The sequence below is a fragment of the Gemmatimonas sp. genome (genome assembly GCF_031426495.1).
GTDB lineage: Bacteria > Gemmatimonadota > Gemmatimonadetes > Gemmatimonadales > Gemmatimonadaceae > Gemmatimonas.
Map to the genome: position 1 here is coordinate 1 of NZ_JANPLK010000063.1, position 16,006 is coordinate 16,006.

18 protein-coding genes are annotated in these 16,006 nt (G+C 63.2%); 9 read left to right on the plus strand and 9 right to left on the minus strand.

The features are described 5' to 3' along the window. Window positions 1-405: 405 nt before the first annotated feature. Window positions 406-729 (minus strand): hypothetical protein, encoded by a 324-nt coding sequence (locus RMP10_RS16245; protein ID WP_310571227.1) that lies wholly within the window; start codon window positions 727-729, stop codon window positions 406-408. Between the two features lie 819 nt (window positions 730-1,548). After that, window positions 1,549-4,317: an ATP-binding protein gene (locus tag RMP10_RS16250; protein WP_310571228.1), complete on the minus strand. Its 2,769-nt coding sequence runs from the start codon at window positions 4,315-4,317 to the stop codon at window positions 1,549-1,551. A 363-nt stretch (window positions 4,318-4,680) separates the two neighbouring features. Here RMP10_RS16250 and RMP10_RS16255 point away from each other — a divergent pair, with 363 nt between their 5' ends. Continuing rightward, on the plus strand, window positions 4,681-5,793 hold the full coding sequence (locus RMP10_RS16255) for an AI-2E family transporter (protein ID WP_310571229.1): 1,113 nt from the start codon (window positions 4,681-4,683) through the stop codon (window positions 5,791-5,793). A gap of 123 nt (window positions 5,794-5,916) precedes the next feature. Further along, entirely contained in the window at window positions 5,917-6,249 is a 333-nt protein-coding gene (locus RMP10_RS16260; protein WP_310571230.1) for a hypothetical protein, read from the plus strand. Window positions 6,250-6,285: 36 nt separating this feature from the next. On the opposite strand, the gene RMP10_RS16265 is transcribed toward RMP10_RS16260, so the two are convergent. Beyond that, on the minus strand, window positions 6,286-6,612 hold the full coding sequence (locus tag RMP10_RS16265; protein ID WP_310571231.1) for a hypothetical protein: 327 nt from the start codon (window positions 6,610-6,612) through the stop codon (window positions 6,286-6,288). Between the two features lie 401 nt (window positions 6,613-7,013). On the opposite strand from RMP10_RS16265, the gene RMP10_RS16270 reads away from it, so the two are divergent. The 4 genes from RMP10_RS16270 (at window position 7,014) to RMP10_RS16285 (ending at window position 8,936) form a co-directional block, all read left to right on the plus strand. Then, complete coding sequence (locus tag RMP10_RS16270; RefSeq protein WP_345785812.1) at window positions 7,014-7,283, plus strand: Uma2 family endonuclease; 270 nt, start codon at window positions 7,014-7,016, stop codon at window positions 7,281-7,283. 203 nt (window positions 7,284-7,486) lie between these two features. After that, window positions 7,487-8,122, plus strand: a complete 636-nt coding sequence (locus RMP10_RS16275; protein ID WP_310571233.1) for an outer membrane beta-barrel protein — start codon at window positions 7,487-7,489, stop codon at window positions 8,120-8,122. Between the two features lie 345 nt (window positions 8,123-8,467). Further along, the gene (locus tag RMP10_RS16280; RefSeq protein ID WP_310571234.1) at window positions 8,468-8,707 is read left to right on the plus strand and encodes a DUF4160 domain-containing protein; all 240 of its coding nucleotides are present in this window, start codon (window positions 8,468-8,470) and stop codon (window positions 8,705-8,707) included. Next, window positions 8,679-8,936, plus strand: a complete 258-nt coding sequence (locus RMP10_RS16285; protein ID WP_310571235.1) for a DUF2442 domain-containing protein — start codon at window positions 8,679-8,681, stop codon at window positions 8,934-8,936. Before RMP10_RS16280 ends, RMP10_RS16285 begins: the two co-directional genes overlap by 29 nt. A gap of 137 nt (window positions 8,937-9,073) precedes the next feature. Here RMP10_RS16285 and RMP10_RS16290 read toward each other — a convergent pair whose 3' ends face one another. Together RMP10_RS16290 and RMP10_RS16295 are read right to left on the minus strand one after the other, a co-directional pair. Beyond that, window positions 9,074-9,397: a HEAT repeat domain-containing protein gene (locus RMP10_RS16290; protein ID WP_310571236.1), complete on the minus strand. Its 324-nt coding sequence runs from the start codon at window positions 9,395-9,397 to the stop codon at window positions 9,074-9,076. Window positions 9,398-9,796: 399 nt separating this feature from the next. Then, on the minus strand, window positions 9,797-10,501 hold the full coding sequence (locus tag RMP10_RS16295) for a helix-turn-helix domain-containing protein (protein WP_310571237.1): 705 nt from the start codon (window positions 10,499-10,501) through the stop codon (window positions 9,797-9,799). Window positions 10,502-10,533: 32 nt separating this feature from the next. On the opposite strand from RMP10_RS16295, the gene RMP10_RS16300 reads away from it, so the two are divergent. From RMP10_RS16300 to RMP10_RS16310, 3 genes are all read left to right on the plus strand, one after another. Next, on the plus strand, window positions 10,534-11,181 hold the full coding sequence (locus RMP10_RS16300; protein ID WP_310571238.1) for a hypothetical protein: 648 nt from the start codon (window positions 10,534-10,536) through the stop codon (window positions 11,179-11,181). Further along, window positions 11,178-11,975, plus strand: a complete 798-nt coding sequence (locus RMP10_RS16305; RefSeq protein ID WP_310571239.1) for a hypothetical protein — start codon at window positions 11,178-11,180, stop codon at window positions 11,973-11,975. Before RMP10_RS16300 ends, RMP10_RS16305 begins: the two co-directional genes overlap by 4 nt. Window positions 11,976-12,118: 143 nt before the next feature. After that, on the plus strand, window positions 12,119-12,346 hold the full coding sequence (locus RMP10_RS16310; protein ID WP_310571240.1) for a hypothetical protein: 228 nt from the start codon (window positions 12,119-12,121) through the stop codon (window positions 12,344-12,346). Here RMP10_RS16310 and RMP10_RS16315 read toward each other — a convergent pair. The 4 genes from RMP10_RS16315 to RMP10_RS16330 form a co-directional block, all read right to left on the minus strand. Continuing rightward, window positions 12,343-12,654: a hypothetical protein gene (locus tag RMP10_RS16315; protein ID WP_310571241.1), complete on the minus strand. Its 312-nt coding sequence runs from the start codon at window positions 12,652-12,654 to the stop codon at window positions 12,343-12,345. The two genes, RMP10_RS16310 and RMP10_RS16315, sit on opposite strands and share 4 nt — an antisense overlap. A gap of 97 nt (window positions 12,655-12,751) precedes the next feature. Then, window positions 12,752-14,356, minus strand: a complete 1,605-nt coding sequence (locus RMP10_RS16320; RefSeq protein ID WP_310571242.1) for a Fic family protein — start codon at window positions 14,354-14,356, stop codon at window positions 12,752-12,754. Between the two features lie 259 nt (window positions 14,357-14,615). Beyond that, window positions 14,616-15,695: a tRNA epoxyqueuosine(34) reductase QueG gene (queG, locus tag RMP10_RS16325; RefSeq protein ID WP_310571243.1), complete on the minus strand. Its 1,080-nt coding sequence runs from the start codon at window positions 15,693-15,695 to the stop codon at window positions 14,616-14,618. Beyond that, window positions 15,695-15,943, minus strand: coding sequence for a hypothetical protein (locus tag RMP10_RS16330; protein ID WP_310571244.1), 249 nt, complete (start codon window positions 15,941-15,943; stop codon window positions 15,695-15,697). Before RMP10_RS16330 ends, queG begins: the two co-directional genes overlap by 1 nt. Window positions 15,944-16,006: the final 63 nt, after the last annotated feature.

Sequence of the window (16,006 nt, forward strand, 5' to 3'; positions counted from 1 at the left end):
GGACTTCATCGAGCACTGGTACAATAGGGAGCGGCAGCACTCCACGTTAGGCTTCGTGAGTCCGCAACAGTACGAGGACCAGCTCCGTCAAATGGCGCGAGCAGCGTAAACCATGTGTCCGTCAAATCGGGTCAGGTCCAAAGCGACTCATGATCTGATCTTGCCAGCTGTTGATGCGCGTATCGCCGATCGGTCGTTCGCAGTCAAGCAGCAATCCGGTGGCTCGCGCCAGTGCCGATACAGCGTGGCAGTGCGCACAGTTGACGTCTAGGTAGGCGCGGAAACGATCGGCCAGTAGTTCAAGGAGATTCAAGGGGTCAGAGTCGTTGAACGCCCATCGCGCGCTTCAGCGTTCAACGACTCTGACCCCTTGAAAGCTGACCCCTTGAAAACCCCTCGAACGCATCACTGTGGCGGGTGTCGACCAAGGCGGGCAACCGCCCACGCCGCATGCTCCCGCACGACCTCGTGCTCATGCACCAGCATCGCCTCGAGCAGCGCGAGATCCTTGTGAGTGCCGATGTTGCCCAGCACCACACACGCGTTCCGCTGTAGCATCCATAGCGTGGCCCGCTTGATCGCACTCCCGCGGAACGCGGCCGCGTAGTCCGCGGCGTCCATCATGAGGATCTCACGCGCCAAGGCACGCGTGCCCTTACGTGATCCCGCATCGAGAAACATCTCGCGCGGTCGGTACGCCGCTTCACGCAACGCGGTCGTGAACGACACGTTCCACGGACACACCTCCTGGGAGCTCTGTCGGCAAAACCGTTTTCTGGTCGAACTTCGGACAGGCTCTCTAACCATTAAAAAGACAGAGGGTTAGCCGCTGCGGTATCCTGGATGTCGAGCATCCGCGTGGGCGATCAGCCCGCACAAAGTTGTCCACCCATTTCACTTCAGGCACAGATTCACAGGAATCACGTGGTAGGCCTGCCTGATGGGATGCCGTGGTACACGCACCTACTCTCATCGGTGCACGGCGCCGCGAGTATCGGTGAACGCGCCTCCTGCTGGAGGCGCTGTTAAAGCGACCACGTGCGCCGCGGGGCACCCGGACCGCTTCCCTGATCTTGCCCACGCCGACCAGTGGTGCCACGCGTTCTGCACCCACGACAACACGGCGCATCGGCACTCGAGCCTCGCGTACTGCACTCCCGCGATGGTCCACGGCGGGACGGCGCCCGCGATCCTCACGAAGCGGCACGACACCATGCGCACCGCGTCCGCGCAGCATCCCGCCCGCTTCGTGCGCGGCGCGCCCACCCCATGCGCGCTGCCGGCTGCGGTCTCGCTCAACCCCATCGCGGAGGAGCACGCCGCCGTCGTCGCGGCTCAGTACACTCCACCACTCAGCGTCTCATACCTGTTGACAGGTTCCGCCTGCACCGCAGAAACGCCTCGCGCCTTCAGCAGCTCACTCCCTCAGGCTTCAACTCGCTGCGGAATTGCCGTCTCGTTCCCGTGTTACGCCTCAGGCACCCCACCCTGACAAGCTTTCCATGAAAGCGCCAGCAGCGCCATGCGCTTTTCAGCTGCAGCGTGTTGCTAGGTTGCGGCGCGTGCGGAGTGTGCGGCTTCTAGTAGCGCATTAATGGCTTCGATGCCGGCTGGCTTGGTCAGGTGGTGGTCGAACCCTGCCTCGCGTGCCTGGCCTTGGTCGTCATGCGCTCCCCACCCGGTCAGCGCTACTAAAACAGTCTGATTCGTCCCTGACGTCTGCCGGACCATCCGGGCCACTTCACAGCCGTTCAGCCCAGGCATGCCGATATCGAGGAACGCCAAGTCCGGCCGGCGCTCTAACACCAGGCGCAGGGCATCGTGGCCGTCATGAGCGACGGATACATGATGCCTACCCAACTCCAGCAGAGTTGCCAAGCTCTCCGCTGCGTCGACGTTGTCATCGGCGACCAGTATCTTCAGCACTGCACTGGTCTTGCCTATCGGCGCCACCTGATCCTGGCTTGCAGGGGCATCGACTTGCTGCGGTTGGACGACTGGAAGACGCACTGTGAAGGTGCTGCCTTTGCCTTCTCCTGGGCTGGCAGCCGTGACGGTGCCGCCGTGCATCTCGACAAGGCTCCGAACCAGCGACAAACCGATGCCCAGCCCGCCCTGCGAGCGGGCTGCGGCGGTGGGCACCTGGAAAAACATGTCGAACAAGGTTGGCAAAGCCTGCTGCGGGATCCCGATGCCGTTGTCGGTCACGGCGATCACTGCGTGCTGTCCCTCGTGGCCTACCGACAACTCGATTCGCCCGTGCTCCGGCGTGTACTTCGCGGCGTTTGTCAGCAGGTTGCCAAGCACTTGCACCAGCCGCACCGGGTCGCCGTCGACCACCAGTGAATCATCAGCCATGCGCAGTTCCAGCGCATGATGCCCGGATTCCATGGCTGCCAGGCTCGACTCCACAGCGTCGGTCACGATTGCTCTGAGCACCACCTTTTCCTTGCGAAGCTCAACTTTGCCGCTGCTGATCCTGGCAACGTCGAGAAGATCGTCAATCAGATGCACCATGTGGCCGATCTGCCGCTTCATCATGTCCCGGACCTTGGCTGCGGTCTCCGGGTTGTTCCCGGCCAGTTGGAGCACTTCCAGTCCGTTTCGTATGGGTGCAAGCGGGTTGCGCAACTCATGCGCCAAAGTCGCCAAGAACTCCGTCTTGCGGTGATCGGCCTCGCTCAGGCGCGCTGAAAGCTGGCGCAGGTTTTCCTCCACCTGCTTTCGCTCCGTGATGTCAACGGCGACTCCGGCAAACTGCTTATTGCCGGTTTCCTCGTCTGTGATCATCCGGCCTTTGGCGGTAACCCAAACAATGTTTCCTAATGGATGAACGACTCGATAATCTATTTCGTAATTGCCTTCGGTCTCTATCGCACGTGCTACCGCCTCTAAAACGAGCGGGCGGTCTTCAGAGTGAATCCTGTCAGTGAGGTAGCGAATCTCGGTACCCTCGTTCGCTACGGAAGAATCGACTCCAAAGAGTTCGGCAAATCGGGCGTCCATGACAACGATGTTCGTTTTCGGATCTACTACCCAGGTGCCAATGTTGCCGGACGCTTCAAACGAAGTCCGGTAACGTTCTTCGCTTCGGCGCAATGCTTCTTGAGTGGTCTGGCGTGCCTCGATCTCGCGCCGGTGGTCCAGGATCAAGGCTGCGGTGTTAACCAGCAGCGCCATCGCTTCTTTCTCTGCTGGGGCGGGGACATGCACGTCGCGGCGGTAGCAGGCCAGTGTGCCGAGCACGGCACCGCCCGGCGAGCGGATGGGCTGCGACCAGCATGAGCGCAACCCGTGCGGAAGAGCCAATTCTTTGACGTCCCGCCACAAGGGGTCAGTGGCGATGTCAGAGACAATGACTTCCTTGTTGAAGTGTGCCGCCGTCCCGCACGAGCCGGCGTTCGGGCCGGTCGCCATCCCGTCGATGGCTGCGCAATATGCCTGCGGAAGCGATGGAGCTGCGCCATGCCGCAGATGACCATCCTGCGCAAGCAGCACGGAGACCAATATGGCCTCCTCAGAGTAGGCCTCCGCAGCCCGCACAAGGGTACCGAGCACTTGCTCCAGTGGTGCTCCGGACACCGCCTGCTCCATGGCGAGCTTTTGGGCGTCGGCAAGGATTCCGGTCCGCTCCCGGGCACGCAGTAGCTCTTGCAGCGCGGTAATGTCGCGCGACACAGACAAGAAGCCCTGTAGTTGCCCATGAGCCCCATGGATCGGCGACACACGAACGTCCCAGAATTTCGGCACGCCTTTCGCTGTCGGGCAGAAGGCAGTGAACTGTCCCAGCTTGCCTTGGCGCGCCTGCTCCAGCGCCGATTCGATCTGTTGGCGCGACTCCCCTGGCCACAAGGTCGTCCATGGAAGTCCACACATCTGGTTCAGGTCATCGACCTCCATCAAGCACTGGCCGTTCCGGTTCATGGACACGAGATTGCCCTGAAGATCGAGTACCTTCGCACAGTCAGGGCTGCTTTCGAACAGCAAATCAGTGGTCAGCGGCACAGCAGACGAGGCAGGTACTGCGGAATCCATGACTGAGCTTTCCCGGTAAAAAATATTTGGACCCGACCGTACGGCTTGACGGGTGGAGATTTTTTCAGCAACGCGGCCTGCAGCGACGAATGCGGTCCCGGATTCCGCACCATGCGCATCTTGAAAGTAGGGCGAAGTCATCGGGATAGGAATTTCAATCGCGGTGTGGAGTGAGCCGGCATCGACTCGAAAGAGCACCTCGGGTGGCCGTGCACGATGCACGACGTCGGCACCTGGTACGACGACCTGATCCGGCTGTACCGCGCGGCGGCCGAGCCGCAAGGGGAAGTAAGCGGAGGAGGGCCGCGAGCGGGTCGACCAACGCGACTCCGCCGACGTCGAACGGCGTGGTTCGGGTTCCGTCGGCGCGCCGGTGAGAGCCCGAGGATACCGCAGTTCGCGACGGCCAGCACCCGTGACGGGGCTCCTGTAGTCGAGGTTTGAAGGCGAGGAGATTCTTGGCTTCAGCAACCGCTGGTGCGCGTACGCCGTGGAGAACGCCACGCCCGTCGTACCAGTTCTACAAGCCCTGGGTCATGGCGGGAGTGAAGATCGAGCGCTGATCTGAAGCCCGTGATCCGACTCGACCGAGCGTCTTCCGATCTATATTCCTGCTACGAGTACCACGACTCCTACAGGAAACGAATGCGCGCACACCGGGGAAGGCAACTCGCGAACGCCACGACCGCGCTCATCGTGGTGGCGGTACTCGCCGTGCTGTACAGCCTGTACTTCGCCCGGGCGTTTCTCGTGCCCATCGCGTTCGCGTTGCTGCTGGATTTTCTCCTGAGCCCGCTCGTGCGTCTGTTGGGCAAGGCGCGCATTCCAACGCCTGCTGGTGCGGCGATCGTCGTGTTGACGCTCGTGGGTTCGATCGGGTTTGGTGCCTATCAGCTCGGCGGGACTGCGCAACGCTTTCTCGACGAAGCGCCGCAGGGCATCGCCAGAGCACAGGCGCAGATCGGGAAGTTGCTGCGACCGCTGGCCCGCGTGTCGGCGAACGCGGAGAAGGTAGCAGCGGTGGCTGGCGCGCCAGCGCCCGGCAAGCAACCAGCGCAAGTCGTCGTGGTTGGTCCGTCCATGGCCACGCGCCTGGCCGGCACGACCCAGCGATTCCTCGGAGCGTTGCTGCAGATCCTCATGCTGCTATTCTTTCTGCTCGCGGGCGGTGATCTCTTCCTCGAGAAAACCATCAGCCTTTTACCGTTGTTGACCGACAAGAAGAAAGCGGTCCGCATCGCGCGCGACATCGAATCGTCCGTGTCCACCTATCTCATCGCGAATCTCGGCCTCAACATCGTCGAGGGAGCGATCGTCGGCGTCGCGCTCTGGGCGATCGGACTCCCGAACGCGTTGCTCTGGTCACTCATCGTGGTCGCGATGGAATTCATTCCGTTCGTCGGCGCGATTATCATGGTGGGTTTGCTCTCGCTGGCGTCGCTCGCCTCATTCACCGACTTGCCGCACATCCTGATGGTGCCCGGTGCATACCTGATCGCGAATTTCGTTCAGGGCAATGTCGTGTCCACGATGGTCTTGGGGAAACGACTGGCGCTCAACTCTGTCGCACTCTTCGTGGGACTCGCCTTCTGGTTCTGGATCTGGGGACTTCCCGGCGCATTCATTGGCGTGCCACTGATGTCCGTGTTCAAGATCTGCTGCGATCACATCGATTCTCTGGCGCCGTTCGGGGAACTGCTTGGCGCACGCGCCGATCCGAAGCAACCCCTGATGCCTTCCGAAACGATTGCCGTGTGAGCGCGTGACCATCTGGTTCCATCGCGTCGGACGCCTTGACTCCGTGCCTCACTCGTATGGCGTCCAACGCGTTCCCACGTCAGCCTCAACGGTGGCGTCCGCGAGCTCACCAAGGCGGAAGGAATGACTCGTCCCGGTGACATGCTGCGATGGCCACTCGTGCTCCCAGACGGCGAAGCGCCGGATGGCCGGTCGCTCTTCTACGTGGCGAACCTGCGTAACCTGATGGAAGCAACGCTATTACCCGGGGCCAGAATGGGTGTGACCCGGCGACGCATCGCGACGTGGTCGCCGTTCCTCACGCCCGGAGCAAGCAATCGCCCAGCATATACTCTCTCCCCCGACGGGAAGCGATTCGTTGGGCTGTCGCACGTCAATCTCGACGCGAAGCTCGTCGTCATCACCAACTGGCTCGCGGAGCTGCGGCGAGCGCAGGCCGCGCCGACGGCGCGCTGAGCAGGCTCCGAGGTAGCACGTGACGCAGTGTCGTTGTTAGGCGATGGACCTCGCCATGATCTGGCGGAGCGCAAACGTCGCGTGGTCACGCACGAGCAACTCATCGTGCTGTAATGCGGCCTCGAGCACCGGTACGTCTTCCATTGTCCCGACGTTGCCGAGTACCACGGCCGCGTTGCGCGCGAGCCCGCGCCGCTTCGCGCGCTTCATCGCACTGCCCTTGAAGCGTGCACTGAACTCGCTTTGTGACATCGTGAGAAAATCGCGCGCGAGCGCTCGTGCATCGCGCGATGCCAACCCGTCGCGCGCGGCGAATGCCGGCTCGCGTAACGCCGTGGTAAACGATACGTTCCACGGACACACCTCCTGGCAGGTGTGCCGGCAAAACCGTTTTCGGATTGACCTGTCGACGGCTAGGCTAACTCTCAAAAAGGCACAGAGTTAGCAGCGGCGGTCGCGCGCAGGAGGACATCCCGCTCCAACTGCACGACCTCAGCGAACACGCCTGACCATTCAGCGGGTCATGAGCGTCGACTAGGCCGGCAAGCGGGTGGTCGTTGACGGAACCAAGTCCCAGAACGGCCTCCTCACGATCGAATTGCGGCCAGTGTTCGCGTATCCAGCTCCGGCGAGAGATCCACGAGGGGTCGAAACCGACGGACTTGCCTCTGTGGGCCGATCGCGGGCGATCCGAACGTGTGGGATGCGTAGAAAGCGGCGTGTGCGCGTGCCGGCGTCCGATCAGTGCGCGTCACGCCGCACCGATGCCCGACGGCTTTCCGGAGTTCGCACCCGACCTCGCGGTGGAGGTGCGTTCGCCGAGTGATCGCACCGGCGCAGTCGTGGCGAAGGTCAGCGATTGGTTGTCGGGGGGAACTACACTGGTCTGGGTAATCGATCCCCCGCGCGAGCAGGTCGTGGTATATCGCGCCGACGGCACGGTGTCGGTCTTGGCCATGGGAGATGTGCTCAGCGGCGAGGAACTCCTCCCCGACTTCGCGTTGTCGCCGCAGGAGTTGTTCGCGGCAACGTGAGCGCTAGGCCCATCTCAGGGCGCTGCCGTAAAGGAGGCGAAGCAATCATCGACGTCGCGGCCACCCCCACGAAAGGAGCTCCCGGCAAAAATTGGCGCAATCGTCCGGCCCGCATCAGGTTTTTTGGACGAGGTCGAATTTGCGAGGCTCGATGGCCGTTCGGCCAGCGAGTGAGATTCCCACGATCTATGAGGGATACTCCTATGACACGTACGCGATTTTCAGCCGTCGTCATCCTCACGCTCTGCGCTCCGCTCACACTCGCTGCGCAGTCAATCTCGATAGGACTGCGCGGGACTGGCGGAATGCCCGTCGGCGCCTTCGCGGAATCGGCTGGCGCCAGCAACACGGCGGTGGTAGATGGCGCGAAGAGCGGGTTTGGATATGGACTCGATCTTGGCGTTTCGATGGGAGTGTTTGGCGTGTACGTCGGATTCGACCACATCAACTTTGATTGCGAGACCGTTAGCTGCAGCAGCCAGGGCAAGTACAAGCTGCAGGGCGTCGCTGCTGGGTTGAAGCTCAGTCCCGCAAGCCAAGGGAGGTTCCATCCGTATGTCAAAGGCGGCGTCACTTTCAACGGCCTGGAAGGCGCATACGGCAGTGGAGCGTCAACGTCACTGACGACTGATCGTGCACCAGGCTATGAGGTCGGTGTAGGAGCCAACGTGTCGTTGGGGGGACTGATCTTCCTTACCCCACAGCTGCGGTATGTGGGTCAGAATCTCAAGGCAAAGATTCCCGGTGTCTCGGCGCCGTCAGCGAAGTCGGACGCGATCAACTATGCGACATTCGATCTCGGACTCAGCTTCGCCACGCCATTCGGCGGGCGGCGCTAGCTTAGGTTGTCAGCTCTCAGCCTCACCCCTCCCGAGGTTTCAACGCGCATCACTGTCTCGCTCGTTGCTCTTTTCCTCGCGACCTCCGCACTCGCCGCGCAGGTCGCCCGAATTACCGTTTCACCCGCAAACGCCACAGTCGTTTCTGGTGATTCGCGCTCGGAACGGCGAATCGTCCGCCAGCTCCACCGAGAACTTCGCATTCCACGGACACACACGCCGGGGTGTGCGCCGGGACAACCGTTTCGCGCTTCCGTTGTCGACCGGCCGCGGAACACGAAGCACGGGAGGGAGTTAGCGCCAAACTGGCATAGTACGCTGGCGCACTCGGGCTAGATTTCTCCGATGTCAGCGACCGTGCTGCGCGACGGCCCCTTCTGGCTGTTCTTCTTCTGTCGCGAGGAGGAGCGCACGCATGTCCACGTCGCCCATCCAGACGGTGAAGCGAAGTTCTGGCTTGAACCCCGAGTTGAGCTCGCAACGCAGACCGGCCTCTCATCGGCGCCGATTCGCAGTGCGCAGCACGTCGTCGAGCGGCATATAGAGGAGGTTCGTCATGCTTGGACCAGGCACTTCGGTCGCTGAGGTTACACACGTCTCACGACACGGCTTCTGGCTACTGCTGGATGCCGAAGAGCTGCTCGTTCCGTTCACGTCCTTTCCGTGGTTTCGACAGGCCACGATCGACCAACTCGTGGACGTACAGTGGCCATCGGCGGATCACTTGTACTGGCCGCAACTCGACGTGGATCTGTCGGTCGCCTCCATTCGCAACCCGGACGACTTTCCGCTGATCGCGCGCGTCACGGCGTAGTGCGGCACATCAGGCTTGGCGACGGGGACACCTACGACGAGCAGCCGATGGCCAACCTCAGCTCGGAAGCCATCGAAGAGAGCCGCATCCTCGCCTCCCTGGGGCGCGCTGACCATGACGACATCGGCGTGTGCGGACTACCGCGCCTCGGAACTGCGTAGTCGCGCCATCGACCACGCCGCATGCTCGCGCACGATCTCGTGATCATGCACCAGCATCGCCTCGAGCACCGCGAGATTTTCGTCCGTTCCGACATTCCCCAGCACCACGCACGCGTTCCGCTTGAGCATCCACAGCTTCGCGCGCGTGATCGCGCTGCCCTTGAACGCCGCCGCGTAATCCGCCGCGTCCATCAGAAAGATCTCGCGCGCCAGCGCCCGCGTGCCTTCGCGTGACCCCGCATCGAAAAACAGCTCGCGCGGACGGAACGCCGCTTCACGCAGCGCCGTCGCGAACGTCACGTTCCACGGACACACCTCCTGGGACATCTGTCGGCAAAACCGTTTTCTGGTCGAACTCCGGACAGGCTCTCTATCCCTCAAGAATACAGAGGGTTAGCCGATGCGGTCTCCCGGATGTCGAGCATCCGCTTGGGCGATCAGCCCACGCAAAGCGGTCCGCCCATTTCACTCCGGGCAGAGAAGTCACAGGAATCACGTGGACGGATCTACCCGATGGAATGCTGGGGCACACTGAGGTTCGTGAACTTGCGCCGCTGCGCGCAGTTCCTGGTGAACGCGATCCGCAGTCACACAGGGAACTCGTCCTCGTGACGAGCGATTACGGCGCACCTCAACGCGACTCTTTCGCGAAGTACACCTGTCGCGTTGGACGTGTAGAAGCACAGCCACCGACTCAGGTCACTGGCTCATCGACTGACGAAGCTGCGCCTCACGTCGGAACGCATGCGGCGCCTTCCCCGTCCACCGCCGGAACGCGCGATGAAACGCACTCGGCTCCGAGAACCCGAGCAGGAATCCCACCTGCCCGGCCGAGGTATGGGAGTTCGCGAGATGACTGATGGCGAGGTCACGGCGCAGTGCATCGACGAGCTGCTGGAACGACGTGCCGTCGCTGCGCAGCACGCGCTGCAGGTTGCGCTCGCTCATCGCCAGTTCGCGCGCGACTTCGGAGAGCGTCGGCACCACGCCCTTCATTCGCGCGGCCACCACCTCCATCACGCGGCGGGATGGGGTTCCGTGGTGCTCGAGGCGTGCGAGCACTTCGTCGGCGTGTCGTTCGAAGACGGCGAGCAGCGCCGGGTTCGCCGAGAGGAGCGGTTCGCCGACATGTGCCAGCGGGATCATGAATCGGTACTCGCTCATGCCGAAGTGCACCGGCGCGCCTAGCAAGCGCTCGTACTCCGCCAACTCCTCGGGTTGTGGCGCCGGTTGCCGGAACCAGACGGCCGACGCCGTGAGCGGCTTGGCCGTGAGGCGGCCGAGTTCGCGCGCGAGTCCGCCCCACATGGTGTCCATCGCTTCGCGCGGTCGCCGCAACAGGTAATTGTCGGTCCCTTCGACGAAGGTGCAGCGGCAATACGCCGTTGTCGCCTCGCGTACCACCTCGAGCCGCTCGCCTGGCCGGAGCGACGTACGTGGCCGCCAGCGTCGGCTTCCTTATCGTCTTCTCGTGGCTGGCCAGTCGCTTCGGCTATCCCGACGTGCTCGACCTCCCCGCCGCCGAAGTGCTTCCGCGCCTGCTGTCACTCGGTGGTGCTGGTCGTGCCGTCTGGGCGGTGTACGCCCTGCTGCCGTTGCTGCTGATTCCCGCGGCGGCCGGTGCGGTTGGTGCACTGAAGCGTGTCGACGGTCGCAGCGACGCCGCCGTGCGCATCGGTCTGCTGCTGCAAGTGTTCGCCGCACTCTGCATGACGCTCGGTCTAGCGCGCTGGAGCACCGCGCAGTGGTCGCTCGCCACCAGTTGGCAGCTGGCCGATGCGGCACAGCGGGTCGGCCTGGCCGCGATGTTTGATGTCCTCAACGTGTTCCTCGGCAACGGCATCGGTGAGTTCGTGGGGGAGCTCACGCTCTACGGTTCATTCCTCGCGTTTGCGATCGCGCTCCATCACAACGGTGCGAAGAAGGTTGCCGCGCTGGGCGCTGTCACTGCGCTGGCTGGCTGGATCGGCATGTTCCGCAACATCACGCCCAGTGTGCAACTCGCGGCCGATGTGACGAACGTGCTGCTGCCGCTCTTCCTGATTGTCTTCGGTATCTCCCTACTTCGTGGCAAAGCCTCATGAGCACCAAGTCATTCCATGCGCGACTGTTCGCCTCGGTGCTCGCGCTCTGCGTCATCAGCAGCGCCGGTAACGCGCAACTCTCCGCCGCCGGTCGCGCGCGACTCGACTCGCTGCGCCAAACACCTGAGATGGCCGGCACACTGATCTATCAAGGAACGGTGTTTGCACTGCGCGGCCCCGGGGCAGACACGCTGTTCCGGTATGAACGCCGCGTTCACACCACTGCGTCCGGTATCTCGGTCACGCACGCCACGCGTGATCCGGCCGGAACCCTGATCATCGACGAGTCCGCGCAGCTGTCCGCTTCGTATGACTTCCAGCGCTTCGACGCGGCGAACGCTCAGGCTGGTATCAGCGGCTCGGTGGTCTCGAGTCGGGGCGGGCGTCATCTCGAGTACACGCTCAATGATAATGGCCGCGTGTCGACAGCCACCGAGGATGTACAGGATCCCGTAGTCACCGGGCCATCGGTGCATGGCTTCATTCGCCAGCACTGGAACGAACTGGCAACCGGCAGCAAGATCCGGGTGCGCATGGTCGTGCTCAACCGAAAGACGAGCTACGGCTTCGATCTACGCATGAAGAGCCAGGCGGATGGTCAGACGACGTTCAGTTCCACGGAGAGCAGTGCGCTGGTGCGGCTGGTGATCAAGCCGCTGAATGTCACATTCGTGAACTCTGACCGCAGCCTCGTCCGGTACGAAGGACGTGTGCCGCCGATGCAGAAGGTTGGCGGCAAACTGAAGGACCTCGATGCGCGCGTGGAGTACCGGATGGTGACGGCGTACCGGTGAGACTATTCGAGTACGGGACTGGAGGTGATGCGAACGGGTGCCGCATCTCGTAGCGCTGCTCTCAGTTCAACCCACAATCCAGGCTGTCTCAATGGAGAGACCATGAAATCACTGAACCGCCCCGGGATTTGAGGAGGACTGGTGTGGTTGAGTTGACCCACGGCCTTTTGGGTCTGGTGAGTGTTGAGGTACCGCGACTCAAACTCCGCCGGCGGAAGACAGCGCAGCACGCGCTGCGCGACAAGCCCGTGTTCATCGTGCGCGGCACGGCCGACGCCATGCTCGGCATCCACCTCGCGCGGTGGTCACGACGTGGCTTTCGCCTTCGCTCGACGTCGATGACAGATCTACGCCGCGTCGGTTCGCGTTAGGAGCCAAGCTGCGCCATCGCCCACGACGCACATTCCCGCACGACCTCATGCTCATGCACCAGCATCGCCTCGAGCACCGCGAGATCCTCGTGAGTGCCGACATTCCCCAGCACCACACACGCGTTGCGCTTGAGCATCCACAACTTCGCCCGCTTGATCGAGCTGCCCTTGAACGCCGCGGCGTAATCCGCGGCGTCCATCATGAGAATCTCGCGCGCCAACGCACGCGTGCGCTCACGTGACCCCGCATCGAGAAACAGTTCGCGTGAGGCGAACGCCGGTTCACGCAACTCGCTCGTGAACGACACGTTCCAAGGGCACACCTCCTGGGACATCTGTCGGCAAAACCGTTTTCTGGTCGAACTCCGGACAGGCTCTCTAAGCCTTATAAATACAACGGGTTAGCTATCGGCGGCGACGATTCGCTGCGGGCGCACTGCCCTTCGCCGTGTCCGCCGCGTGCCTGATGTGCACGGCGAGGAACTCGCCGAGCGTCTCGATCTCACTCTCCACCTGCGCGCGCTCGAGCGCCTGAAAGTAGGGGCGCTTTTCGTCTGATCGGATGGTCACCCACGGGTAGCCGGCGTCGAGGAGCGCGTAGTTCATGAGCAGGCGCCCGAGGCGACCGTTGCCGTCGAGGAACGGATGAATGGTGACGAACTCCAACTGTGTGAGTACCGCGCGCGTGAGCGGACGGAGATCAGACTGCGCCACGAACGCGCTCAAACCGCCTATCAGACTTGGGACCTTGGCGTGCGCGGGCGGCGCGTGGCGCCAGCCGCCCGCGAGACCGACGTTGATGGAGCGCCAGCCGCGCAACTCGTCTTCAGTCACGATGCCGGCGTCCACCGACGGCCGAAAGAGTGCCACGTACAAGTCGAGGATGAGCGCCTCGTCGATCGTCGGCGCCGGCCGAGTGCGCACGAGGTCGATGACCATGTCGAAGGCCCGACTGTACCCCTGCACGGCCATGATGGCCCGCAGTTCCTCGTGACTGGAGGTCTCCGGGAGTGGGGTGCCGTTCACCACGGCGTCCGACACGTCCTTCGTGATGCGGTACCCTTCCATCGTGGTGTTGTGGTAGGCGTCGTATTGCTTCGCCTGGCGCGCATTGCCGATGAGTCGCGCGAGTGACAGCCCCGGGGGTGGGCCCACCCGGAGCTCCAAGAGGCTGTCGAGCACGCCCCGGAATCGCTCAAGCGCCATGAGCTGCCGGTCCAGCCACGGCTGACCTGTGCCCCGGGGGAGTCCGGTCAGCGTAGCGGGCACGACGAGCCTTGTGCCGACGCCTGTCGCGGCGGCGGACGGCGGAAACGTGGAAATTGCTCCGACGGCTGCATCGATCTGTTTCGAAAGCCCGACGTTGCCGAGTCCCTTCGCGAGTTCGCCAAGGCGCGCGAGGACCAGGGGTCGCGGCCGCTCGGTCAGTGCTGCGTCGAGATCCGGCGTCCGAAGCACGAGGTGTCGGAGCCACGCGCTCGTGGGTTCCATTCCGAGCTCGAGCTCCGCGAGGTCGAGGGTCGTCAGAAGGCTGGCCGCCTTCAGGACGCTGACGGCGGCACCTTGGGCCGCCACGTCGACGATCTGGGCCGTCGTGATCGATCCGGGTCGGAGATGCAAACGAAACTCGTCGAACAGCTCGATGGCGTAGCGACTGGCGTTCGCGCTATGGATGGCCGGGAGCACTTTCGGCGGCGCGGTCTCGCCAAGGTGCAACTGGACCGCCGGAATACCCACGGCGGCGGCGGGGGCCCATCGGCGCAGAAGCTCCGCGACGACGAGCCAGTAGTTTCGGAGGAAGATGCCCCGGTCGTCCGTTCGGTCGGGTTCGGTCAGGATCCAGACGCGCCGGTTTGCTACCTCGAGGATGAGGCGGTCGGCGCGGAGCAGGCGCGCGACGGCAGGCGCGGGCGATTCAGAACTGGGGACGACGTACCGATCGGCATCGACGCGTTCCTTCCACCATGCCAAGGCCCTTTCGCGCGGCGTGGTACGGGGGCGAGGGGGCATTTTCGGGGTTGCTGGCTAAGGGACGAAGGCGATTGCGTTGATAAGTATGAGTGAAATGCGCTAGTTATGTCAAGTGAAAAACGATAGAGGTGAAAGGTGTTTGGCAGTAAGCTTGCTCCGTCGAAACGCGATCACGGGAATGACGATTGAGCACTCCGGATCGATCTTGACTCGGAAGCCCTCGACTGCCGAGCTGATTCCGAGTGCTACGCTATTGCCTCGCGGCAGAAGTCGTCGCGACGAGACAGAGGCGAGCAGACTAGAGTACGCGGTTCGGCTGCAACTGCGCCGTTGCCCACGCCGCATGTTCCCGCACGACCTCGTGCTGATGCGTGAGCATCGCCTCGAGCACCGCAAGATCCTCTGCCGTACCAACATTCCCCAGCACCACACACGCATTCCGCTTGAGCATCCACAACTTCGCCCGCTTGATCGCGCTGCCCTTGAACGCCGCCGCGTAATCCGCCGCGTCCATCATGAGTATCTCCCGCGCCAACGCCCGCGTGCCCTCACGTGATCCCGCATCGAGAAACATCTCGCGCGGACGGAACGCCGCTTCACGCAACGCGGTCGTGAACGACACGTTCCACGGACACACCTCCTGACACACGTCGCACCCGTACAGCAAGCCACCGATCGCCTCGCGAAGGCTTTCCGGAATCGCCCCGCGCAGCTCGATCGTGAGATAACTGATACACTGCGTGGCATCGAGCACGCGGGGGCCGGTGAACGCCTGCGTGGGACACGCGTCGAGGCAACGCGTGCAACTCCCGCAGCGGTCGGCCTCGAAGGGCTCATCAACGACGAGGGCAACGTCCGACCCCAGCGCGAAAAACAGCGACGACAAGAAGAAGAACGAACCCGCCGTCGGGTTGATCAGCATCGTGTTCTTGCCGAACCACCCGAGTCCCGCGCGCTGCGCGAGGTCGCGCTCCAGCACCGGCCCACTGTCCACGTACGGCCGCGCGTTCACCGGATGGCCGAGTTCCGCTTCCAGCCAATGGTGCAACGCTCGTGTCCGTTCGCGCAGCAGTTCATGGTAGTCGTCGCCACGCGCGTACCGCGCCACCGGCCCGCTGGGCGCACGGCCACCGTATTGGGTGGCCAGCACGATCGCGTGCGTCGCCCCCGCGTGCGGCCGGCGGGTATCGCGTCGTAGCTCGGCGCCCTCACCAGCGAGATAGCCCATCTCCCCCTGATGCCCGGCCTCGAGCCAGGTGTCGAACCGGGCCCGCGTGGCCGGCGTCCCGAGCGTGGTAATCCCGACCAGGTCAAAGCCGAGGCCGAAGGCCTGCGCTTTGAGACGCCGCGTGAAATCCGCTGCGCCGTTCGTGCCCATTACGGCTGGCGTCCCACCCAGCGGGCGAAGGCAATCACGTCGTCCGCCGGCGGAATCGCGGCTTCGTCCCCATAGGCCGTGTACATGCGCCATTTCACGTAGCTGGTGGCCGGGAGTGGCAGGAACGGAAACCGCCGAAACCAATGCCGGTGCCGAAACCGCCAGGCAACACGGAGCAAGTCTATGGCCAGAAACGGGTTAGAGATCGCGCGCAGCGTCAGCGTCAGGGAAAGTCGGAACCAGTCCATCCGTGAAATATAGAGCGTTGCGACTACGGGATGCGCCCCTCCGAAATGGCGCGCGCTCACAAA

Bases quoted from the DNA above. Each gene is read 5' to 3' on its own strand.
- RMP10_RS16255 (WP_310571229.1), top strand. From the start codon at position 4,681: ATGCGCGCACACCGGGGAAGGCAACTCGCGAACGCCACGACCGCGCTC.
- RMP10_RS16260 (WP_310571230.1), top strand. From the start codon at position 5,917: ATGACTCGTCCCGGTGACATGCTGCGATGGCCACTCGTGCTCCCAGAC.
- RMP10_RS16270 (WP_345785812.1), top strand. From the start codon at position 7,014: ATGCCCGACGGCTTTCCGGAGTTCGCACCCGACCTCGCGGTGGAGGTG.
- RMP10_RS16275 (WP_310571233.1), top strand. From the start codon at position 7,487: ATGACACGTACGCGATTTTCAGCCGTCGTCATCCTCACGCTCTGCGCT.
- RMP10_RS16280 (WP_310571234.1), top strand. From the start codon at position 8,468: ATGTCAGCGACCGTGCTGCGCGACGGCCCCTTCTGGCTGTTCTTCTTC.
- RMP10_RS16285 (WP_310571235.1), top strand. From the start codon at position 8,679: ATGCTTGGACCAGGCACTTCGGTCGCTGAGGTTACACACGTCTCACGA.
- RMP10_RS16305 (WP_310571239.1), top strand. From the start codon at position 11,178: ATGAGCACCAAGTCATTCCATGCGCGACTGTTCGCCTCGGTGCTCGCG.
- RMP10_RS16320 (WP_310571242.1), bottom strand. From the start codon at position 14,356: ATGCCCCCTCGCCCCCGTACCACGCCGCGCGAAAGGGCCTTGGCATGG.
- queG (WP_310571243.1), bottom strand. From the start codon at position 15,695: ATGGGCACGAACGGCGCAGCGGATTTCACGCGGCGTCTCAAAGCGCAG.
- RMP10_RS16330 (WP_310571244.1), bottom strand. From the start codon at position 15,943: ATGGACTGGTTCCGACTTTCCCTGACGCTGACGCTGCGCGCGATCTCT.